The following is a 19,788-nucleotide window of genomic DNA, read 5'->3' as shown; positions in this document are numbered from 1 at the left end:
GGGACCTGCGCTAGTCGCGCCGAGCCGCCTGCAGCGCGACACCCTTCGGCGTCGCCCAGCGGGTCAGCAACGCGAAGATCCCTTCGCACAGCAGCGCCAGGATGATCACCGCCAGGCCGCCGCCGAAGATCTCGCCGTAGCCCTGGGCGCCTTCGGCGAAGCCGTCGACGATGTAGCGGCCGAGCCCGCCGCCGTCGTTCACGATGGCGCCGATCGCGACCGTGGCCACGAGCTGCAGGAACGCCACCCGCGCGCCGGCGACGATCACGGGCGAGGCCAGCGGCAGTTCCAAGCGAAGCATGATCTGCCACTCGCGGTAGCCGGTGCCGCGTGCGGCGTCCACGGTTTCCTGTTCGAGCTGCACCACGCCGGCGTAGGTGTTGGTGAACAGCGGTGGCAGCGCCAGCCCGACGAGCGCGAGCAGCAGCGGCCAGAAGTCCGTGTCGGCGCCCCAGCGGCTGGCCAGGAACCAGAACAGGATGATCAGGCCGAAGCTCGGGATCGCCCGCCCGATGTTCACGGCGCTGCTCGCGAGGAACGCGCCGCGACGGTAGTGCGCGAGCCACAGCGCGAGCGGGATCGTGAGCACGGCCGCGACCACCAGCGACAGCACGGAGAACCACAGGTGCTCCACCGTCCGGTACGGCACTCCCGCGGGGTCGGTCCAGCTCCAGCGGTTCGGCGCCGAGAGCCACTCGCCCAGCTGCGTGAAGACGTTCATCGCGCCCGCACCTTCCGCACCCACGGCGCCAGCGCGCGCTCGCTCAGCCACAGCAACAGGTCGACGACCACCGCGAGCACCACCGACAGCACCACGCCGACGATGATCGGGCTCGGGTTCGGCGTGGTCGTCTGGATGCCGGCACGGATGAAGTACCCGAGCCCGCCCATACCGAGCAGCGACGTGACCGTGACCAGGCCGATCGTGGTCACGGCGGCCACGCGCAGGCCCGCGATCACCACGGGCAGCGCCAGCGGCAGCTCCACCTGCCACAGCAGCCGTCCGCGCGTGAAGCCCATGCCGATCGCGGCCTCGCGCACCTCGGCGGGCACCTGCTGCACGCCCGTGACGATGTTGCGGATCAGGATCAGCAGCGTGTAAGTGGCCAGCGGGATCACCGCCGTGGTGAACGTGAGCCCGAAGAACGGCACCAGCAGCGCGAACGCCCCCAGGCTCGGGATCACGTAAAGGGCACCCGCCGTGCCCAGCACCAACGGGTAGAACCAGCGGTACCGCAGGCAGAGCGTGGCCAGCGCCAGCGACACCACCAAGCCGATGCCCAGGGCCGTGGCCGTGAGGGCGATGTGTTCACCGAGGCGTTGGCCGATGGCGTCGGCGTTGCGCTCGACCCACCGCCACTCGAAGATCGGCCGGCTGCTCTCGGTGAGCAGCGGGGTGACCGAAGACGCATGCACCACGGAAGGTTACCCCGTTCGAGCGCTGCGATTTCGGTTGTTGAGATTCGATGCCGGTGATTCCCGGTATGTGGTTTCTGTCGTGGCTCACGGTTAGGGTCCAATCCTCTGTTCGCGACACGAGGAGTGTGGGGACGTGCGCTGGACCCGGAACATCCGAGCGGCCGCGCTGGTGGCGGTGGCCGCGCTCGGCCTGACCGCGTGCGGGGGTGGGGGCTCCGACAGTGGTCAGCCCGCCGCGCAGAGCAAGGGCGGGGCGCCGATCGTCGTCGCGTCGTTCAACTTCACCGACAGCCAGATCCTGGCGGAGATCTACGCGGGTGCGCTCGAGGCCAAGGGCTACCCCGTCACGCGCAAGCTGAACCTGGGTTCGCGGGAGCTGATCTACCCGTCGCTCAAGTCGGGTGAGCTGCAGTTCCTGCCCGAGTACCAGGGCGCGGCGATCACCACGGGCTTCGGCAAGGACGCCGTGAAGACGGCCGACGGAGAGCACCAGCAGCTCACGGAGCTGTTCGCGCCGGACGGCATCGCGCTGCTGAACTACGCCGCGGCCGAGGACAAGAACACCTACATCATGAAGGCCGACCTCGCGAAGGCCAACGGCATCACGAGCATCAGCGACCTCAAGAAGCTGCCCAAGGTCGTCATGGCCGGGCCGCCGGAGTGCGAGTCGCGGCTGCCTTGTTACAAGGGCTTCACCGACGTCTACAAGCTGACGAACACCTCGTTCCAGACCGTGCAGGAAGCCGGGCCGCGCGTGCAGCAGCTCGACTCCGGCGCGGCGACCGTGATCCCGGTCGACTCGGTGAGCCCGCTCGTCGGCGACCCGCAGTACGTGGCGCTCAAGGACGACCTGCAGATCGTGCCGACGGAGAACGTGGTGCCGGCGGTGAACAAGAAGGTGCTCGACGAGCGTGGCGCCGACTTCGCGGCCGCGGTCAACGCCGTTTCAGCGAAGTTGACCACCGACGGCATGCGCGAGCTGAACAAGCGCGTGGACTCCGACGGTGACCCGGCTGCCGACGTCGCGAAGGACTGGCTGACACAGCAGGGACTCGCCTGAGTGTTTTCAGCGGGAAACGGGCCGTCCGGAACTTTCCGGACGGCCCGTTTTCGTGTGACCCTCGGCGGAAAACCCCTGGTGGCGCGGTGCCCGATCGGGTGGTGTGCGAAGGTGGCGCGTGAGGGGTTCTCCAGTACAGCCGAGGAGTGAGATGGGTAAGGTCACGGCCACCGCGGAGCGCACGATCGACGCGCCGGTGGACAGGGTTCGCGAGCTGGTCGCCGACTACGCCGAGACCCGGCCGAAGCTGCTCACCGAGCACTACCGCGACTACGAGGTCACCGAGGGTGGCGTGGGTGCGGGCACCAAGGCGAGCTGGAAGCTGCAGGCCACATCGAAGCGCGTGCGCGACGTCGCCGCGACCGTGAGCGAGCCGGCGCCGGGCACCCTCGTGGAGACCGACGCGAACTCCAGCATGGTCACGACCTGGACCGTTTCGCCTTCGGACTCGGGCAGCGTCGTGCGGATCCAGACCAGCTGGGACGGTGCCGGCGGCGTCGGCGGCTTCTTCGAGAAGACGTTCGCGCCCGGTGGGCTGAAGAAGATCTACGACGGCGTGCTCGGCAAGCTCGAGGAGATCGTGTAGCGCTTGCCACACGGCCGGGCATAATCGGAATGATCGCCCCGGTTGGCTCGTTGGGGCGGGTATATGCGGGGCGATGGCCCCGGTTTTACCCAGTCTCAGGAAACCAGTCTTCATGAACGGAGTCCCGTGGTGAACGCACCGACCCAGGCGACCGAGATCCGGCTCGCCGCCCGCCCGCACGGCATGCCGACGTGGGCCGACTTCGACATCGTCGACACCGACATCCCGGCGCCGGCCGACGGTCAGCTCCTGGTGCGCAACGTGTTCATGAGCGTCGACCCGGCCATGCGTGGCCGGATGAACGACGCCAAGTCCTACGCGCCGCCCTTCGCGGTCGGCGAGGCGATGAGCGGCGGCGCGGTCGGCGAGGTCGTGGAGTCCACTGTGGACGGCTTCAAGCCCGGTGACCACGTGCTGCACCAGCTCGGCTGGCGCACCCACGCCGTGGTCGACGCGACGAAGGTCGTGAAGGTCGACGGTTCCGTCGCGCCGCTTTCGACATACCTGGGCGTGCTCGGCATGCCGGGCCTCACCGCGTACACCGGGCTCCTGGTCACCGCGGAGTTCAAGCCGGGCGACACGGTGTTCGTCTCCGGTGCGGCCGGCGCGGTGGGTTCGCTCGTCGGCCAGCTGGCGAAGCTCAAGGGCGCCAAGCGCGTGATCGGCAGCGCGGGTTCGGCGGAGAAGGTGCGCCACCTCGTGGAGGATCTCGGCTTCGACGCCGCCTTCAACTACAAGGACGGCCCCGTCGCCCAGCAGCTGGCCGCCGCCGCGCCCGAGGGCATCGACGTGTACTTCGACAACGTCGGCGGCGAGCACCTCGAGGCCGCCATCGCGTCGATGAACCTGCACGGGCGCATCACCGTGTGCGGCATGATCTCGCAGTACAACGCCACCGAGGCGACCCCGGCGCCGCGCAACCTGGTGCAGATCATCGCCAAGCGCCTGACGATCCGCGGCATGCTCGTGCTCGACCACTGGCACCTGCAGCAGCAGTTCGTCTCCGAAGTGGCGCCGCTGGTGGCCTCCGGCGAGATCAAGTACTCGGAGACCATTGTGGACGGTATCCGCAACGCGCCGGACGCCTTCCTGGGCCTCCTCAGCGGCGCGAACACCGGCAAGATGCTGGTGCGGCTCAGCTGATTTTCGCGGCCAGCTCGGGCAGGCTCGTCGCCGTGTAGGTGGCGGGCCGGCCTGGGAGGGGCCGCTGGTTGTCCCTCGCGATGAGGGCGGTTTCCATCCCGACCGCCTCGGCCCCCGCCAGGTCCCACCCGTGCGCGGCGATCATCACGGCTTTCGTTGTGCCGCAAGCATTCAGCACCTGCCGGTACGGCTCAGGCGCGGGCTTGAGCCGGCTGACCTGCTGCGCCGAGAAGATCCGGTCGAACCTCTTCGCGAGCCCCGCGTTCTGCAACTGCGCCTCCGCGGTGGCCAGCGGCGAGTTCGTCAACGCGACGACCTGGTGGCCGGCTCGCTTGAGCGTTCGGAGGGCTTCGTCGACATCGGCGTGGGCGGGCAGGGACCGCAGCCCGTCGCCGATCCTGGACAGGTCGTTGTCCGTGAGCTCGCGGCCGTACCGGTCCGCGGTGTCCACGGCGGCCAGCCCGGCGATCTCGGCGAAGTCCCGGTAGCCGCCGGCCGCCGTCACGGTCAACGCCGTGTGCACCACCAGCGCGAACCACTCCTGGCGCGCCGTGGGGCTCCCGGTGAGCTCGCGGAACAGCTCGTCGAGCGCCCGGAGGTCGAGCAGTGTCTCGTTCACGTCGAACACGCAGAGCATGCGGACTCCATCGGTGGGTCGGGCACACCTCGTGGTGGAGGATAAGCCGGTGCTGACCGGCGAGGCGATGTGGCGGCTCCTGAGGGAGGCTGACGAACCCGGCAACCCCGAGATCCCGCACGACTATGACCACGACGAGACCCGCCGCCGCTTCCTCGCGCTCGCCGAGCGGCTGAGCGCGGATTTCGGCCACCCCACCGAAAACGACCTGTGGGCGAAGGACGCCACACTCCACGCACGCCTGAACATCCCGGTCGAGGCGACGCGCGGCGGGGAACAAATTTACGTGGCGGTGAGCAACTTCGCGTCCCTCGCCATCGCGGGCCCGGGCAATCCCGGCGTGTACGACAGTGAAGAGCGCGACGTCCGCTTCGAGGCTGAAGACCGCCGGCTTGTCGGGACGGCGCTGGCCGATCTCGGGTACCGGCTGGTGGACGAGCCGGAGATCTGGCAACGGTACGACGGCGCCAACGAGGACATCCTGCCTGCGTGGACGTGGTTCGGCAGGTACTTCGACTACCTCTGACCCGCCGTCCGGTAGGCCTCGATCACGATCCGCGCCGCCCTCGTCGACTTGGCCACCACCTGGTCGGCCGAGTACCCCATGCGCGGCGACACCCCGTCCAGGTACAGCGCGCCGTAGCCGTGGGACTGGGCGTTGAGTTGTTCGAGCAGTTCGAGGGCCGTGGCGTGGCCGTCGGTGACGGCGAGGCTGAGGGTGAGGAACGTGTCGAACATGGCGCGGCGCTGGTCGTGCATCTCGGTGTACTCGGGGTTGGCCAGGCCGTCGGCGAAGAGGACCGGGAAGCCGAGGCGCGTGTCGATGAAGAAGCGCGTGTAGGTGCCCTGCGCGGAGGCCAGGCGGGTGACCGGGTCGGGCTCCTCGGTGATGACCTTGTCGACCAGGTCGCGCAGCCGGCAGGCGGCCGCGGCGGCGACGGCGGACATCAGGCTGGACCGGTCGGGGAAGTGGCGGTACGGCGCGGCGGCGGAGACGTTCGCGCGCTTCGCGACCTGGGCGACGGAGAACCCCTCCACGCCTTGCTCGGCAATCAGGTCGAGCGAGACGCGCACGAGCTCGGCGCGCAGGTCGCCGTGGTGGTACTTGCCGCCCATGTCGTGGATCACACCCGATCTCGGTCGCGCGGATGTAAGACCCCTCTTACTATAGAAGATGTAAGAGGGGTCTTACATGGTCCGGGCGGCTGAGCCCGGAATCGTCTGGAGGATTTCATGACCACCACCACGCCCGCCATCGCCGCACCGGCCGTGGGGCAGCCGCTCGCGCCGACGACGATCGTGCGCCGCGACCTGCGTCCGGACGACGTGCTGATCGACGTCGCGTTCGCGGGCATCTGCCACAGCGACATCCACCAGGTCAAGGAGGACTGGGGCACCGCGATCTTCCCGATGGTGCCCGGCCACGAGATCGCCGGCGTCGTCGCCGCGGTCGGCTCCGGCGTCACCAAGTACCAGGTCGGCGACCGCGTCGGCGTCGGCTGCATGGTCGACTCGTGCGGCGAGTGCGAGTACTGCGTCGCGGGCACCGAGCAGTTCTGCGTGAAGGGCAACGTGCAGACCTACAACGGCGTCGGCTTCGACGGCGAGAACACCTACGGTGGGTACAGCCGCAGCATCGTCGTGAAGGACGCTTTCGTCTGCCGCATCCCCGAGGGCATCGGCCTCGACGTCGCCGCGCCGCTGCTGTGCGCGGGCATCACCACCTACTCGCCGCTGCGGCAGTGGAACGTCGGCCCCGGCAAGAAGGTCGCCGTGATCGGCTTCGGCGGGCTCGGGCACATGGGGGTGAAGCTCGCCGCCGCGATGGGCGCCGAGGTCACCGTGCTGAGCCAGAGCCTGAAGAAGCAGGAAGATGGCCTGAAGCTCGGCGCCAAGGACTACTACGCCACCAGCGACGAGGCCACTTTCGACACCCTGCGCGGCCGGTTCGACGTCATCCTCAACACCGTGTCCGCGAAGCTCCCGGTCGACGCGTACCTGAGCTTGCTGCGGGTCGGCGGCGCGATGGTGAACGTCGGCGCGCCCGGCGAACCGTTGGAGTACAACGTCTTCTCGCTGCTGGGCGGCAACAGGAAGCTCGCCGGCTCGATGATCGGCGGCATCGCCGAGACGCAGGAGATGCTCGACTTCTGCGCCGAGCACGGCATCGGCGCCGAGATCGAGACGATCACCGCCGACCAGGTCAACACCGCCTACGAGCGCGTGGAGAACAGCGACGTGCGCTACCGCTTCGTGATCGACGCGTCGACGATCGGCGCCTGATCGCCGCCGCGCGGCCCGCGCTCAGAACACCATCGTCCGGTTGCCGTGCACCAGCACGCGGCCCTCGAGGTGCCAGCGCAGGCCGCGCGCCAGCGTCACCTTCTCGATGTCGCGGCCCTTGCGCACGAGGTCGTCGACGGAGTCGCCGTGGTCCACGCGGATCACGTCCTGCTCGATGATCGGGCCGGCGTCGAGGTCGGCCGTCACGTAGTGGCAGGTCGCGCCGATCAGTTTCACGCCGCGTACGTGCGCCTGGTGATACGGCCGCGCGCCGATGAACGACGGCAGGAAGCTGTGGTGGATGTTGATCGCCCGCCCGGCCCACTCGTCGCACAGGTCGGCCGGCAGCACCTGCATGAAGCGCGCCAGCACCACGGCGTGGGGGTCGTACCCGTCGACGAGCTTGCGCACCTGGGCGAACGCTTCGGCCTTCCCGTCGGCCGGGAAAGGCACGTGGTAGAACGGAATCCCGTGCGCCCGCGTGATGTCCGCGAGCGACGCGTGGTTGCCGATCACCGCCGCGATGTCCACGTCGAGCTCCCCGGAAGCGACGCGGCCCAGCAGGTCGTACAGGCAGTGCCCCGCCTTCGAGACGAGCACGACGGCGCGCGGGCGCTCACCCGTGTCGCGCACCTGCCAGCTCGACTCGGCCGACAGCTCCTCCGCGACTGCCGCGAACCGCTCCCGCAGCCCGTCCGCGTCGAACGACAGCGACCCCGCCAGCACCACCTGTCGCGTGAAGAACCAGCCCGAGTCCGGGTCGGTGTGGTATGCCGCCTCCACGATCATCCCGCCGTGGTCGGCGAGGAAGCCCGAGATGCGGGCGATGATGCCGGTGCGGTCGGGGCAGCCGAAGGTGAGCACGTAACGCTGGGGATCAGGCACGTCCACCATTCTCGCCGGTGCTGGTCAGGGCGCCGCGAGGGGCTCCAAGAGTGCGACGTGGCCCACGATCCGCGCGGCGTGGGGGCGGCCCCAGAGCGCGCGGTAGACGTCGTCGGGTGAGCCGGTGACGGTGAGGTCCGCGGCACCGCTGGACTCGACCACCGGAGTCTCGCCGGGACGAAGAACCACCGTCCACGCCCGGTCTCCGGCTTCGATCCGCACGACGCCGTCCTGGTGAGCGGCCCGGCGAGGAACGAAGAACGTCAAGAACTCGTCGATGCCGTCCACCGCGAACGCGTCCGCGTACCGCGTGGCCGGCGGCTCAGGAAGAGCGCTCTCCGCGTCCAGCCGGTGGATCGCCGTCTCGTGGGCCAGGCGCCGGACCCAGCGGCCGACGGTCAGCAGTCCGCCGGCGGGGAACGGCGACCGCACCGGGGTATCGGCAGGCAGCCGGAGGGCTTCGCGGACGGCGAGGCGCTGGCCGTCCCACCGGCCGAGCGCGTCGGCCCAGTCGGTGCGTGGCGCGGGCTCAGTGGGTCGGTCCGTGATCGCCGCCACCGTGGACGAAAGCACTGTCGTCAGGTGCGTCACCAGGTCGTGCATCGTCCACTTCGGACAGTTGCGCAGGCGCGCCGACGGGCCCGCTGTCAGGGCCGCCGCCTTCAGCCGGTCGGCGTGGATGTCGATCGCCTCGGTCAGGTGCATCGCCCGACCGTAGTCGCCGCAAGCGCAGGCGCCGCCCGAACTCGATGAGGGTGACCAGGCCGAGCCCGAGGAAGAACGACAGGAGCAGGCCCTTCACCGGCTCGTCGGCGAACGTCGAGCCGCCGGCCAGCCCGATCAGCACGCTGTAGACCGCCCACACGGCGGCGCCGGCCGCGTCGAGCGGCATGAAGCGGCGCAGCGGGTAGCCGAGGCTGCCCGTGGCCAGGGCGCTCGCCACGCGGCCGCCCGGCAGGTAGCGCGCGGCGATGATCAGCAACGGCGCCTGCCGCCGCACCTGCTCGCGCGCCCATTCGTAGCGCTGCCGCCCCGCCGGCCCGCGCTGCAGCCGCGCGAGCGCCTGCGGTCCAGCCGCCCGGCCCACCGCGTAGCCCAGGCAGTCGCCGGCCCACGCCCCGGTCGCCGCGACGAGCGCCAGCAGCGCCAGCCGCTCCGGGTCGGGCCCGAGCAGCACCGCGACCGTCACCACGGTCGTCTCGCTGGGCATGAACGGCAGCAGCGCGTCCAGCCCCGCGACGGCGAACACGAGCACCCAGAGCCACGGCGAACCCAGCGCGCCGCGCAGCAGGTCGGTGACGTGTTGAAGCAGTTCCACCTGCCTATCGTGATCACCGCAGGTCACCACCGGGTGACACCGCGGGGGTGGGTCGGTGAACAGGTGGGATTCGTACCCGGACGACGCATTCGTACCCCCACTGATCAGCCCAGTCCGGCACTGTCCGTAGTCACTTCAGAGGGGGTTCACGCTTTCCCACGGCACCGTCAGCTCGCCGAGGCGCCAGCGCTCCGGCCGGCCGAGCAACGGCCAGCCGCGGTCCCGCAGCATCCCCACCGCCGACACCCACCGCGCCCGCACCCCGAACGACCGGTGCGGCGCCGCGGCGGCCCAGCAGTCGTCCAAAGTGGACAGGAACGAGTGCACCGGCTCACCGAGAACGTTGCGGTGGATGAGAACCTTGGGCAGTCGTTCGGCCACAATGGACGGACGATCCAGGTCCGCGAGCCGCATCGACACCGTCAGCGACACCGGTCCGTCCGCGCCCACGACGACCCACGAGGCCAGCCGCCCGATCTCGTCGCAGGTGCCCTCGACGATCAGCCCCTCGTCGGGCATCGCGTCGAGCATCACCTTCCACGCGCCGGCGACCTCGTGCTCGGCGTACTGGCGCAGCACGTTGAACGCCCGCACGACCATCGGCCGCGCACCCGCCAGTTCGAAGCCGCCGCGGCGGAAGTCCAGCCACGGAGGGTCAGCGGCGCGGCGCGCGAACGCCACTCGCTCCGGATCGATCTCCAGCCCGAGCACACTGACGTCGGCGCGGACCCGGCGTAGCCAGCGCAGGAGTTCGATGGTCGTGACGGGTGACGCGCCGTAGCCGAGGTCGACCACGAGCGGGTCCGGCGTTCGCCGTAACAGCCGCGTCACCGCGGGGTCGTTCGCGAGCCAGCGATCGACTCTGCGTAACCGATTGGGATTGGTGGTGCCCCTCGTCGGGGCGCCCACCGGGCTCAGGCGTGCTCGGCCAGCCACGACGTGGTGAAGTCGGCTTCGCGGGCCAAGAGGTTCGTCACCTGCTGGGCCACGAACTCCTCGATCTTTCCGCCGAACAGCGGGATCCGCACCAGCACCTCGCCGGACGTCCGGAACTCCACGCGCTCACCACGCGGCGTCAGGAAGGTCTGCGCGCCGATCTCGCCCGGCACGCCGCTCACGCTGACGTCGACCTTGCCCGCGTACGCGTCGCCGGAGCGCTGCCACACCTGCTTGCGGTGCACGACGATGTCGCCCCGGTGCAGGGCCTGCACGGCCTGGGGCAGGCGCTGCGCGGCGATGCCGTGCTGCAGCTCGTAGCGCACGGTGTCGCCGTCGACGGCATGTGACAGGAGTGCGGCGCTGTCTCCGCCCAGCTCCTTCAGGCGCGCCCGCAACGCGTCCTCACCGGACACGGCGGCCAGCACGGCCGCGAGTCCGGCGGAGAACTCGGCACGGTGCTCGATCCGGGATCCCATGGGCCGGACAGTACCGTTAGGCAGCGTGAACCCCGTCGAAACGCCCGCGCCGCCGCGCCTCGCCGAGTACACGACGCTGCGCCTCGGAGGGCCCGCGCGCCGGTTCGTGCGGGCCACGACCAGCGACGATCTCGTCGCCGCCGTGCGCGAGGCCGACGCCGCCGGCGAACGCGTGCTGCTCCTCGGCGGCGGTTCGAACCTCGTGGTCGCCGACAGCGGTTTCCCCGGCACGCTCGTCCAGGTCGCGAACACCGGCTGGACCTGGGCCGGCGACACCGGCGACGTCATCGAGGCGGCCGCCGGACAGGAGTGGGACGCGTTCGTCGCCGGGCTTGTGGCGGCGGGCATCGGCGGGCTCGAGTGCCTGTCCGGCATCCCAGGCTCCGTCGGGGCGACACCGATCCAGAACGTCGGCGCGTACGGCTGCGAGGTCGCCGAGTCCATCGTCTCGATCGAGCTCTACGACCGCGCCGCGCGCGAGGTGCGCACGGTCAAGGCCGACGAGCTCGGCTTCGCCTACCGCACCAGCGTGCTCAAGGGCACCGACAGCGGCGTGGTGCTCAGCGTGCGCTTCCGCATCGACCCGGCCGGCGAGTCCGCGCCCATCCGCTACGCCGAGCTCGCACGCACGCTCGGTGTCGAGATCGGCGCGAAGGTCCCCGCCGCCGCCGCGCGCTCCGCGGTCCTGGGCCTGCGCCGCGGCAAGGGCATGGTCCTCGACCCGGCCGACCACGACACGTGGAGCGCCGGCTCGTTCTTCACGAACCCGATCCTCCCTTCGTCCGACGTCGAGGCCGTGCTCGCGCGGATCACCGCGGTCGTCGGTGCCGATGTCGCCGTGCCCCAGTACCCGGCCGACGCCGGCGTGAAGCTCTCCGCCGCTTGGTTGATCGAGCGCGCCGGCTTCGCCAAGGGCCACCCGGGCCCCGGCGGCCGCGCGTCGCTGTCGACGAAACACACCCTCGCCCTGACCAACCGCGGCACCGCCACGACCACCGACCTGCTCACCCTCGCCCGCGAAGTCCGCGACGGCGTCCAGTCCCGCTTCGGCGTGACGCTGCACCCAGAACCGCTGCTGATCGCCTGTTCGTTCTGATCCCGTCACAACGCTGTCACCAGCGGAACCGCCCGGCGGATGAAACGTCTTGTCGACATGACGCGGGCCGCACTCACTGGGTGAACCCGGCGTCGGCAGGTAACGTCGAGGCGCTCACCGGCGCTGACAGCGTGGAAGCATCGGCTGGTGCGGGCACGGCGTTGTTCAAGAACAGGGGAGGTTCACGGGGATGGAACGGCGCACGGTGTTCAAGGCGGTGCTCGCCGCGGGGGCGGGGGCACTCGCGGCCGCGTGTTCGACCACCACGAACGGCACGGCGTTGCCGCTCGGCGGGAGCGGGGAGGACGGCGGCAAGCCCGTGGACCCGGTGGCGAAGATCACCGCCACGCCGGCCGTGAACGCCAAAGACGCTGACGTCCGCGAGCCCGTGGTCATCAAGGTGACCGACGGCAAGCTCAGCGAGGTCAAGGTCACCAACTCCGACGGCGACGCCGTCAAGGGTGACCTCGCGGCCGACGGCCTCACCTGGAAGAGCTCAGAATCCCTCGGCTACGGCAAGACCTACACCTACGCCGCCAAGGCCACCGGCACCGACAACCGGCCCGTGGAGCTCAAGGGCTCCTTCGCGACGGTCAACCCGGCCAAGCAGCTGCGCGCCACGCTCAACCCGGCCGACGACGCCCACGTGGGCGTCGCGATGCCGATCAGCGTGAAGTTCAAGGAAGCGCCCAAGGACCGCGCGGCCGTGGAGAAGGCGTTGAAGGTGAAGACCGACGTCGAGGGCTCGTGGGGCTGGCTCTCGGCCACGCAGGTGGACTGGCGGCCGAAGGAGTACTGGCCCGAGAACACGACCGTGGAGGTCGAGGCCAACCTCTACGGCGTCGACCTCGGCAACGGCGCCTACGGCAAGGCTGACGTGACCACGAAGTTCAAGATCGGGCGCAACCAGGTCGTGAAGGTGAACACCCCCGACCACGTGATGAAGGTCTACCGCGGCGGCTCCGAGTACAAGAGCTACCCGTGCGCCAACGGCCTCGACTCCGATGTGAACCGCAACACACCCAACGGCACGTTCATCGTGATGTCGAAGGAGCCCACGGCGGTGTTCGACAACGCCCGCTACGGCTACACGAACGTCAACAAGAAGTGGGCCTGCCGCATCTCCAACCACGGCGAGTACATCCACGAAAACCAGGACAACGCAGCCAACATCGGCAAGACCAACAACTCCCACGGCTGCGTCAACCTGCTGGAAGCCGACGCGAAGGACTACTTCGACTCCGCGCTCATCGGCGACCCGGTGGAGGTGACCGGTTCGCAGCTTTCCAGCCCCACCGGCTCCGACGTCAAGGACTGGTTCTACGACTGGTCCACCTGGAAGACGCTGTCGGCGGTCAAGTGAAGCGTGCTACGAACTGACGTCGTGAACACCGAAGTGGTCGGTACCTCCGGCGTGCGTATCGCGTTGCGCGTCGAGGGTGCCCAGAACTCGCGTCCGATCGTCTTCGTGCATGGCTGGGCCCAGTCGTCGCGCGCGTGGGCGGCCCAGCTGGCCGACCCGGCGCTCACGGAGCGGTTCCGCCTGGTGGCGATGGACCTGCGGGGCCACGGTGCGTCCGACGTCCCGGCGGCCGGCTACGACGACCCGCGCCAGTGGGCCGACGACCTCGCCGCCGTGCTCGATTTCGCCGGCCCCGACGCGATCGTCGTCGGCTGGTCCTACGGTGGGCTCGTGATCGCCGACTACCTGCGGGTGCACGGAACGGCACGGCTGGCCGGGATCGTGCTCGTCGGTGCCATCACCGAGATCGGCCGGGGCCGCGAAGGCGGTAAGACCGGATCGGTCATGCGGGCCGCGCTGCCCGCGGCGCTCTCGGACGATCCCGAGGTCGCCGTGCCGGCGTTGGTGGAGTTCACCCGTGCCCAGGCGAACGCCTCGGTGCCGGGCACGTTCGCGCAAGCCCTGCTCGGGATGTCCTTGGCGGTGCCGCCGGCTGTCCGCGCGGCGCTGTTCAAGCGCGACGTGGAGAGCTCGGAAGAGCTGGCCAAGATCGACAAACCGGTACTGGTCGTGCACGGCACGGCCGACCGCGTGGTCGATCCGTCGGCAGCGGAATATTCGGCCGGGAAGATTCCAGGGGCCGTTCTGCGTTGGTTCGTTGATGCGGGGCATCTGCCGTTCGTCGAGGACGCGGGGGAGTTCAACTCCGCGCTGCGGCGGTTCTCCGGGGAAACAGCCGAGTAGCGCACACAGGAGTAGTGACCAGGTGACCATCTCCTCTCTGTCGGGGTTCCGCGCTGCGCCGCGTCGCATCGCGGTGCTGTCCGTGCACACCTCGCCGCTCGAACAGCCGGGCACCGGCGACGCGGGCGGCATGAACGTGTACGTGCGCGAGACCGCCACCGAGATGGCGCGCCGCGGCGTCGAGGTCGAGGTGTTCACCCGCGCGACCTCGTCGGACCAGCCGCCGCTGGCCGAGCTGGCGCCGGGCGTGACCGTGCGCCACGTGCAGGCCGGCCCGTTCGAGCCGCTGGGCCGCGACGAGCTGCCCGCGCAGCTGTGCGCGTTCACCTCGGGCGTGCTGCGGGCCGAGGCGTTTCACGAGCCCGGCTACTACGACCTCATCCACTCGCACTACTGGCTCTCGGGCCAGGTCGGCTGGCTCGCGCGCGACCGCTGGGGCGTGCCGCTGGTCCACACCGCGCACACGCTGGCGAAGGTCAAGAACTCACTGCTCGCCGACGGCGACAAGCCCGAGCCGCGCACGCGCGTGATGGGCGAGGACCAGGTGGTGGCCGAGGCCGACTGCCTGGTCGCCAACACGCAGGTCGAGGCCCGCCAGCTCGTGGACCTCTACGGCGCCGACCCGCACGCGGTGCACGCCGTGCCGCCGGGCGTCGACCTCGACCGCTTCACGCCCGGTTCGCAGGCGCTGGCGCGCGACGCGTTCGGACTGCCGCGGGACGCCGTGGTGCTGGCGTTCGCGGGCCGGATCCAGCCGTTGAAGGCGCCGGACGTGCTGCTGCGCGCGGCCGCCGAGCTGCTGACCCAGCGGCCGGAGCTGCGCTCGAAGCTCGTGGTGCTCGTGGTCGGGGGGCCGTCGGGTACCGGGCTGGAGCAGCCACAGGCGCTCAAGGAGCTGGCGTGGACGCTGGGCATCCAGGAGCAGGTGCGCTTCCTGCCTCCGCAGCCGGGGCAGAAGCTCGTGGACGTGTTCCGCGCGGCCGACGTGGTCGCCGTGCCGAGCTACAACGAGTCGTTCGGGCTCGTGGCGCTGGAGGCGCAGGCCTGCGGCACCCCCGTGGTGGCCGCCGAGGTCGGCGGGCTGCCGGTCGCGGTGCCGCACGGCGTGTCGGGACTGCTCGTGCCTTCGCACACGGCCACCGACTGGGCCGACGCGCTGGCGGCCGTCGCGCTGCGGCCGGAACGCCGGCGTGAACTCGGTGCCAACGCCGTGCTGCACGCCCACCGCTTCTCCTGGAGCCGCACCACGGACTCGCTGCTGGAGATCTATGCTCAGGCGACCAAGGCGTTCCGCGGAGCGCTCGAAGTGCGGGCGGAGGTGGCCGTGTGAGCCTGGACGCGACGATCAAGTCCACTTTGGACGCCGCCGAGCTCACGTACGACCGGCGTGGCGAAGGAAAGTACTTCGTGACGTTGCCGGGCACGAAGAAGCTCCAGACCAACTGCTGGCTCGTGGACGGCGACCACGCGTTCTCCGTGGAGGCGTTCGTGTGCCGCCGTCCGGACGAGGCGCACGAGCAGGTGTACCGCTTTCTGTTGCAGCGCAACGCCCGGCTCTACGGTGTGCACTACACAGTGGACAGTATCGGCGACATCTACCTCGTCGGGCGCTTCGGCAAGGAGACCGTGACCGACGCCGAGCTGGACAAGATCCTCGGGCAGGTGCTCGAAGCCGCCGACGGTGACTTCAACACGTTGCTGGAGATCGGGTTCGCGTCATCGATCAAGCGCGAGTGGGACTGGCGTGTGTCGCGCGGGGAGTCGCTGGCGAACCTCCAGGCGTTCAAGCACCTCGTGGCGCCCGAGAAGCCGCACGAGCCGGGCTTGACCGAGTCGTGACTCGGCCCGTGCAACGCCGCTGACGCCGGGGTCCGTCCGTCTGCCACCCGAGTGGAGGAGGACGGATGAGAACTCGATGGAGATGGGTGCTGGCCGGCGCCGGGTTGCTGGTGGCGCTGGCGGGGTGCACGGCGAACGGGCCGAGCTCGACGGAGGCCGACAGCGGGGTGGCCGCCGGGCGCGCGGCCGTGCCCCAGCAGGGACTGCCTCAGCAGGGGGTGGCGCAACCCGGTGTGCCGCAGCAGGGCCTGACCACGAAGGGCCCGGTTCCGCCGGCGGTGGGGGTCGCGGGGACCACCGACCGCAAGCTCGCCCGAAGCGCACGACTGGACCTCTCGACCCCGAAGCTCGACGATGTCGTCTCGCGGGCGCGGGTGATCGCGACCGGAGCCGGCGGGTACACGGGCCAGGAGAGCACGCTGGAGTCGTCCGCGACCCTGAGCCTCGCCGTGCCCGCCGAAAAGCTCGACGAGGTGCTCGACCAGCTCGCCGGGCTCGGCAAGGTCACCAAGCGGGAGCTGAGCTCCCAGGACGTCACCGCCCAGGTGGTCGACGTGGACGCGCGCCTGGCGACGCAGCGCGCGAGCGTCGACCGGATCCGGGCGTTGCTGGCGAAGGCGACGTCGATCTCCGAGATCGCGAGTGTGGAGAGTGAGCTCACCAACCGCGAAGCCGCGCTCGAGTCACTCGAACAGCAGCAGAAGGCGCTCGCGGGGAGTGTCGCGATGGCGACAGTGGCACTGTCCGTGACCGCCGAGGTCGTGACCGGTCCCGGGCAGACATCCGATGACTTGCCCGGCTTCCTCGCGGGGCTCGCCGGTGGCTGGGACGCGTTCCTGACCTTCGGCGGCGGCGTCCTGACGGCGCTGGGGGCGATCGCACCGTTCGCCGTGGTGCTCGGGATCCCGGCCGGGGCGGTGTGGTGGTGGGTGCGCAAGCGGCGCCGTTCACGGCCGGCCGGTGACACGGCAGACGCGGCTGTCCCCGCCGGACCTGCGGGATAACGGGAAAGGCGGGACGGCTCGAGGGAGGGGGGAGTCGCGATCTCGAGCCGCCCCGCTGAAGTTCCCGCCGATCAAGGACCCGGTGACGAGGGGGATGCCAACGGGGCCGGCGGGCCGCGGCTCGGCAGGGGGGAGACGAGCCGCGGTCATAGCCCGCCGTCAGCCGGGGAGTGCGTGGAATCCGGCTGAGCGGGACATGCCAAACCTGTCAGATGTCCACCTGTAATCACAAGACTACTCGTTACTCTATTCGAGTGAACTTCGCGAAGCGGGATAACAGCGCGCAGCACATTGCACCCTTTTCGCGGCTTGTTGACGGGCTGACTTCTGTTCGGGTGAAGGTGTTACTATAGGGTAACACACTCTCTGTAGAACATCGTTCAAGCGGGACTCACCAGTCACGAACCTGGTCCGCTCTGGCAGGCTGTGGGCCATGGCCGAACTTGGGACGCTGGTGCTGCTGCGTCACGGACAGAGCACGTGGAACGCGGAAAACCTGTTCACCGGATGGGTGGACGTGCCGCTTTCGGAGACGGGCGAGCGCGAGGCTCGCCAGGGTGGCCAGCTGCTGGCCGAGGCGGAGCTGCTGCCGGACGTGGTGCACACGTCGCTGCTGCGCCGCGCGATCGGCACGGCGAACATCGCCCTCGACGCCGCCGACCGGCACTGGATCCCCGTCAAGCGCGACTGGCGGCTCAACGAGCGCCACTACGGTGCGCTGCAGGGCAAGAACAAGAAGCAGACGCTGGAGGAGTTCGGCGAGGAGCAGTTCATGCTCTGGCGCCGCTCCTACGACACCCCGCCGCCCGCCATCGACCCGGCCGACGAGTTCAGCCAGGCCGGCGACGCGCGCTACGCCGACCTCGGCGACAACGCTCCCCTGACCGAATGCCTCAAGGACGTCGTCGAGCGCCTCCTGCCGTATTGGGAGTCCGCGATCGTCCCCGACCTGCGCGCGGGCAAGAACGTCCTGGTCGCCGCGCACGGCAACTCGCTGCGCGCGCTCGTCAAGCACCTCGACGGCATCTCCGACACGGACATCGCGGCCCTCAACATCCCCACCGGCATCCCCCTGCGCTACGACCTCACGGACGACCTCCAGCCCATCAAGCCGGGCGGCCTGTACCTCGACCCGGAGGCGGCGGAGGAAGCCGCTGCCGCGGTGGCGAACCAGGGTCGCTGAGCCTCACCAACTCACGGACGAAGGGCCACTGCGCGAGCTGCGCGGTGGCCCTTCGGCGTAGACGGGAGTGGCTCAGGCAGCGTTCAACGGGTCGATCGCCGACACCTTCCAGCCGCCGTCCGATTGGCGGGCCAGGGTGAGGCGGACGGGGATGGTGCGGTCCTGTGGGCCGCCCTGTTGCCGGGTCGAGACGACGGCGTCGAGGAGGACCGTGGCGGTCTTGCCGTCCGCGGAGGCCGACGACACGGCGGCCGCGGACTGGGGGTTGAAGGAAGCCTTGGCGCCGCTGCTTTTCATGCTGTCGACGGTGGTCTGGCGGGTCGCGCGGAACTGCGTGAGGAGCGGGTCGACGGCGACGCTCTCGTAGCCGTCGTACACGGCGTCGGCGTTCTGGGCGTCGACGGTCAGCAACACCGAGCCGGCGTGCCGGGCGGCGGTGAGGGCGGAGTCGCGGGTGACGGCGGGGCGCGGGGCGCCCGGGTCGGCGGCCGGGCCGAGGGTGCCGCGCGGGTTGAGGTTCAGGTCGCTGACGCGCCAGTGGTCGCCGGCCGGCGCGGCGGTCACGAGGACGACCGCGAGCGCCGCGTTGGTCTTGCCGTCGGGGGTCTGGCTCTGCTGCTTGATCGCGGCGAGCACCGTGGCCCCGCTCGGCGACAGGGCGGCGACGCCCGAATCGATCACGTGCGTCTGCGTCTTCACCGGAGTGGTCTTGATCTGTGCGAAGGTCTGGTCGAACTGCGTGCGGGCGTTGCCGGTGAAGTACTCCTGCTCGTTCTTCGCCACCGCGGCCGTGTCCGTGGAGTCGAAGCTGAACACGGTCTCCATGGCCTTCTTGATCCCCGCCGTAGCGTCGCTCGTGGCCTTCGCGTCGACGTAGGCCAGGTTGGCGGGCTGTGGCGGAACCACGGCCTTCCCGCCCACCGCCGAGCTGCACCCGGCAGCGAACAGGGCGAGCACCACGACACCACGCTTCACAGCAGACCGGCCTCCTTCGCGCGCGCCCCGGCCTGGAACCGCGACGTCGCCCCCAACGCTGCCATCAGCTCCGCGACGTAGCGTCGGTAGGTCCGCAGGCCGACGCCCATCGTGCGCGCCGCGGTCTCGTCGGTGCAGCCCGACAGCAGCAAGTCCAGCAGCTGCGGCGTGTGCCGGCGCAGCTCGGCGTAGCGCGTTTCGAACGCCGCGAGATCCGTCGACGACCGCCACGCGGCCTCGAACAGCGACGAGATCCCGTTGACGAGGTCGGGTCGCGAAAGGACGGTGTAGCTGCGCCCGTCCGGCGTGACCTCGGCGGCGAGGATCGCGAGGCGCCCGTCGAGGATGATCGTCTCGTTGATCTCGCGCTCGGTGATCCGGATCTGCGCGCCGGCCTCGCGCAGGAGGCGCAGGTGCTCGACGCTCGCCTCGTCCAGCAGCACGCTCGGCACGTAGATCTTGCGCGCCCGCCGGCCTTGCAGGTCGGGCACCGGGGGCACGCCGGTGCCCGGGCGCGAAGCCGCCCAGGTGAAGAGGGTGTTCGCGGCGCACGCGATGTCCGTGGCGCTGCCGAACAGGTGGGCGGTGCGGTCGAAAAGCTCGCGTTCGCCGCGCACGGTCACGACGTCGTCGACTCGAGTCACGCACTCCAGTGTCACCTCGTGGAGCGACCGCGGCCACTGCCGGGTGGCAGCTTCCTGCCAATCCGGGCGACGCGAAAGCCGCCGGGTCACGCTGG

General features: G+C 70.2%; 23 protein-coding genes. 12 read left to right on the top strand and 11 right to left on the bottom strand.

What is annotated here, in order from left to right; translation table 11 throughout:
• Positions 1 to 10 precede the first annotated feature (10 nt).
• The gene (locus AB0M56_RS06280; RefSeq protein ID WP_364171619.1) at positions 11 to 721 is read right to left on the bottom strand and encodes an ABC transporter permease; all 711 of its coding nucleotides are present in this window, start codon (positions 719 to 721) and stop codon (positions 11 to 13) included.
• Complete coding sequence (locus AB0M56_RS06275; RefSeq protein ID WP_354866993.1) at positions 718 to 1,416, bottom strand: ABC transporter permease; 699 nt, start codon at positions 1,414 to 1,416, stop codon at positions 718 to 720. The genes AB0M56_RS06280 and AB0M56_RS06275 overlap by 4 nt, the downstream gene beginning before the upstream one ends.
• A 136-nt stretch (positions 1,417 to 1,552) precedes the next feature.
• Between AB0M56_RS06275 and AB0M56_RS06270 the strand changes: the two genes are divergently transcribed.
• The 3 genes from AB0M56_RS06270 (at position 1,553) to AB0M56_RS06260 (ending at position 4,208) form a co-directional block, all read left to right on the top strand.
• Positions 1,553 to 2,479, top strand: a complete 927-nt coding sequence (locus tag AB0M56_RS06270) for an ABC transporter substrate-binding protein (protein ID WP_364171616.1) — start codon at positions 1,553 to 1,555, stop codon at positions 2,477 to 2,479.
• Between the two features lie 151 nt (positions 2,480 to 2,630).
• Complete coding sequence (locus tag AB0M56_RS06265) at positions 2,631 to 3,065, top strand: SRPBCC family protein (RefSeq protein ID WP_364171615.1); 435 nt, start codon at positions 2,631 to 2,633, stop codon at positions 3,063 to 3,065.
• 129 nt (positions 3,066 to 3,194) lie between these two features.
• Entirely contained in the window at positions 3,195 to 4,208 is a 1,014-nt protein-coding gene (locus AB0M56_RS06260; protein WP_364171613.1) for an NADP-dependent oxidoreductase, read from the top strand.
• Here the strand turns inward: AB0M56_RS06260 and AB0M56_RS06255 are convergent.
• The gene (locus tag AB0M56_RS06255; RefSeq protein WP_364171611.1) at positions 4,201 to 4,845 is read right to left on the bottom strand and encodes a haloacid dehalogenase type II; all 645 of its coding nucleotides are present in this window, start codon (positions 4,843 to 4,845) and stop codon (positions 4,201 to 4,203) included. The two genes, AB0M56_RS06260 and AB0M56_RS06255, sit on opposite strands and share 8 nt — an antisense overlap.
• A gap of 49 nt (positions 4,846 to 4,894) precedes the next feature.
• On the opposite strand from AB0M56_RS06255, the gene AB0M56_RS06250 reads away from it, so the two are divergent.
• Entirely contained in the window at positions 4,895 to 5,371 is a 477-nt protein-coding gene (locus AB0M56_RS06250; protein WP_364171610.1) for a hypothetical protein, read from the top strand.
• Here the strand turns inward: AB0M56_RS06250 and AB0M56_RS06245 are convergent.
• Positions 5,362 to 5,973 carry a TetR/AcrR family transcriptional regulator gene (locus AB0M56_RS06245; protein ID WP_364171608.1) on the bottom strand — a complete coding sequence of 204 codons (612 nt, stop codon included), beginning with the start codon at positions 5,971 to 5,973 and terminating at the stop codon, positions 5,362 to 5,364. The genes AB0M56_RS06250 and AB0M56_RS06245 overlap by 10 nt on opposite strands.
• A gap of 105 nt (positions 5,974 to 6,078) precedes the next feature.
• Between AB0M56_RS06245 and AB0M56_RS06240 the strand changes: the two genes are divergently transcribed.
• Positions 6,079 to 7,128, top strand: coding sequence for an NAD(P)-dependent alcohol dehydrogenase (locus AB0M56_RS06240; protein WP_364171606.1), 1,050 nt, complete (start codon positions 6,079 to 6,081; stop codon positions 7,126 to 7,128).
• 21 nt (positions 7,129 to 7,149) lie between these two features.
• Here the strand turns inward: AB0M56_RS06240 and purU are convergent, their stop codons facing one another.
• The 5 genes from purU to AB0M56_RS06215 all read right to left on the bottom strand — a co-directional run bounded on the left by purU (position 7,150) and on the right by AB0M56_RS06215 (position 10,746).
• On the bottom strand, positions 7,150 to 8,022 hold the full coding sequence (purU, locus tag AB0M56_RS06235) for a formyltetrahydrofolate deformylase (protein ID WP_364171604.1): 873 nt from the start codon (positions 8,020 to 8,022) through the stop codon (positions 7,150 to 7,152).
• A 15-nt stretch (positions 8,023 to 8,037) separates the two neighbouring features.
• On the bottom strand, positions 8,038 to 8,640 hold the full coding sequence (locus tag AB0M56_RS06230; RefSeq protein WP_364172002.1) for a maleylpyruvate isomerase N-terminal domain-containing protein: 603 nt from the start codon (positions 8,638 to 8,640) through the stop codon (positions 8,038 to 8,040).
• Entirely contained in the window at positions 8,543 to 9,331 is a 789-nt protein-coding gene (locus AB0M56_RS06225; RefSeq protein ID WP_364171602.1) for a VTT domain-containing protein, read from the bottom strand. Before AB0M56_RS06225 ends, AB0M56_RS06230 begins: the two co-directional genes overlap by 98 nt.
• A gap of 135 nt (positions 9,332 to 9,466) precedes the next feature.
• Entirely contained in the window at positions 9,467 to 10,267 is an 801-nt protein-coding gene (locus tag AB0M56_RS06220; RefSeq protein WP_364171600.1) for a class I SAM-dependent methyltransferase, read from the bottom strand.
• A complete protein-coding gene (locus AB0M56_RS06215) occupies positions 10,246 to 10,746 on the bottom strand; it encodes a DUF2505 domain-containing protein (RefSeq protein WP_364171598.1) in 501 nt (166 codons plus the stop codon). The genes AB0M56_RS06220 and AB0M56_RS06215 overlap by 22 nt, the downstream gene beginning before the upstream one ends.
• Before the next feature lie 25 nt (positions 10,747 to 10,771).
• On the opposite strand from AB0M56_RS06215, the gene AB0M56_RS06210 reads away from it, so the two are divergent.
• The 7 genes from AB0M56_RS06210 to AB0M56_RS06180 all read left to right on the top strand — a co-directional run bounded on the left by AB0M56_RS06210 (position 10,772) and on the right by AB0M56_RS06180 (position 18,074).
• Entirely contained in the window at positions 10,772 to 11,842 is a 1,071-nt protein-coding gene (locus AB0M56_RS06210; protein WP_364171596.1) for a UDP-N-acetylmuramate dehydrogenase, read from the top strand.
• Between the two features lie 190 nt (positions 11,843 to 12,032).
• Positions 12,033 to 13,205 (top strand): Ig-like domain-containing protein, encoded by a 1,173-nt coding sequence (locus tag AB0M56_RS06205; RefSeq protein WP_364171595.1) that lies wholly within the window; start codon positions 12,033 to 12,035, stop codon positions 13,203 to 13,205.
• 21 nt (positions 13,206 to 13,226) lie between these two features.
• Positions 13,227 to 14,048 carry an alpha/beta hydrolase gene (locus tag AB0M56_RS06200; RefSeq protein WP_364171593.1) on the top strand — a complete coding sequence of 274 codons (822 nt, stop codon included), beginning with the start codon at positions 13,227 to 13,229 and terminating at the stop codon, positions 14,046 to 14,048.
• A 22-nt stretch (positions 14,049 to 14,070) separates the two neighbouring features.
• The gene (gene mshA, locus AB0M56_RS06195) at positions 14,071 to 15,378 is read left to right on the top strand and encodes a D-inositol-3-phosphate glycosyltransferase (RefSeq protein WP_364171591.1); all 1,308 of its coding nucleotides are present in this window, start codon (positions 14,071 to 14,073) and stop codon (positions 15,376 to 15,378) included.
• Positions 15,375 to 15,887 carry a YbjN domain-containing protein gene (locus AB0M56_RS06190; RefSeq protein WP_364171589.1) on the top strand — a complete coding sequence of 171 codons (513 nt, stop codon included), beginning with the start codon at positions 15,375 to 15,377 and terminating at the stop codon, positions 15,885 to 15,887. Before mshA ends, AB0M56_RS06190 begins: the two co-directional genes overlap by 4 nt.
• Before the next feature lie 65 nt (positions 15,888 to 15,952).
• Positions 15,953 to 16,891 (top strand): DUF4349 domain-containing protein, encoded by a 939-nt coding sequence (locus AB0M56_RS06185; protein ID WP_364171587.1) that lies wholly within the window; start codon positions 15,953 to 15,955, stop codon positions 16,889 to 16,891.
• A gap of 433 nt (positions 16,892 to 17,324) precedes the next feature.
• Entirely contained in the window at positions 17,325 to 18,074 is a 750-nt protein-coding gene (locus tag AB0M56_RS06180) for a phosphoglyceromutase (protein ID WP_364171585.1), read from the top strand.
• Positions 18,075 to 18,146: 72 nt separating this feature from the next.
• Here the strand turns inward: AB0M56_RS06180 and AB0M56_RS06175 are convergent, their stop codons facing one another.
• Both AB0M56_RS06175 and AB0M56_RS06170 read right to left on the bottom strand, forming a co-directional pair.
• On the bottom strand, positions 18,147 to 19,049 hold the full coding sequence (locus AB0M56_RS06175) for a hypothetical protein (protein WP_364171583.1): 903 nt from the start codon (positions 19,047 to 19,049) through the stop codon (positions 18,147 to 18,149).
• Entirely contained in the window at positions 19,046 to 19,693 is a 648-nt protein-coding gene (locus tag AB0M56_RS06170; protein WP_364171581.1) for a DNA-binding response regulator, read from the bottom strand. The genes AB0M56_RS06175 and AB0M56_RS06170 overlap by 4 nt, the downstream gene beginning before the upstream one ends.
• Between the last annotated feature and the right edge of the window lie 95 nt (positions 19,694 to 19,788).

Origin of the sequence: Amycolatopsis sp. NPDC051372, from assembly GCF_040682095.1 — a bacterium.
GTDB lineage: Bacteria > Actinomycetota > Actinomycetes > Mycobacteriales > Pseudonocardiaceae > Amycolatopsis.
This window is presented reverse-complemented; position numbering and strand designations above follow the sequence as displayed.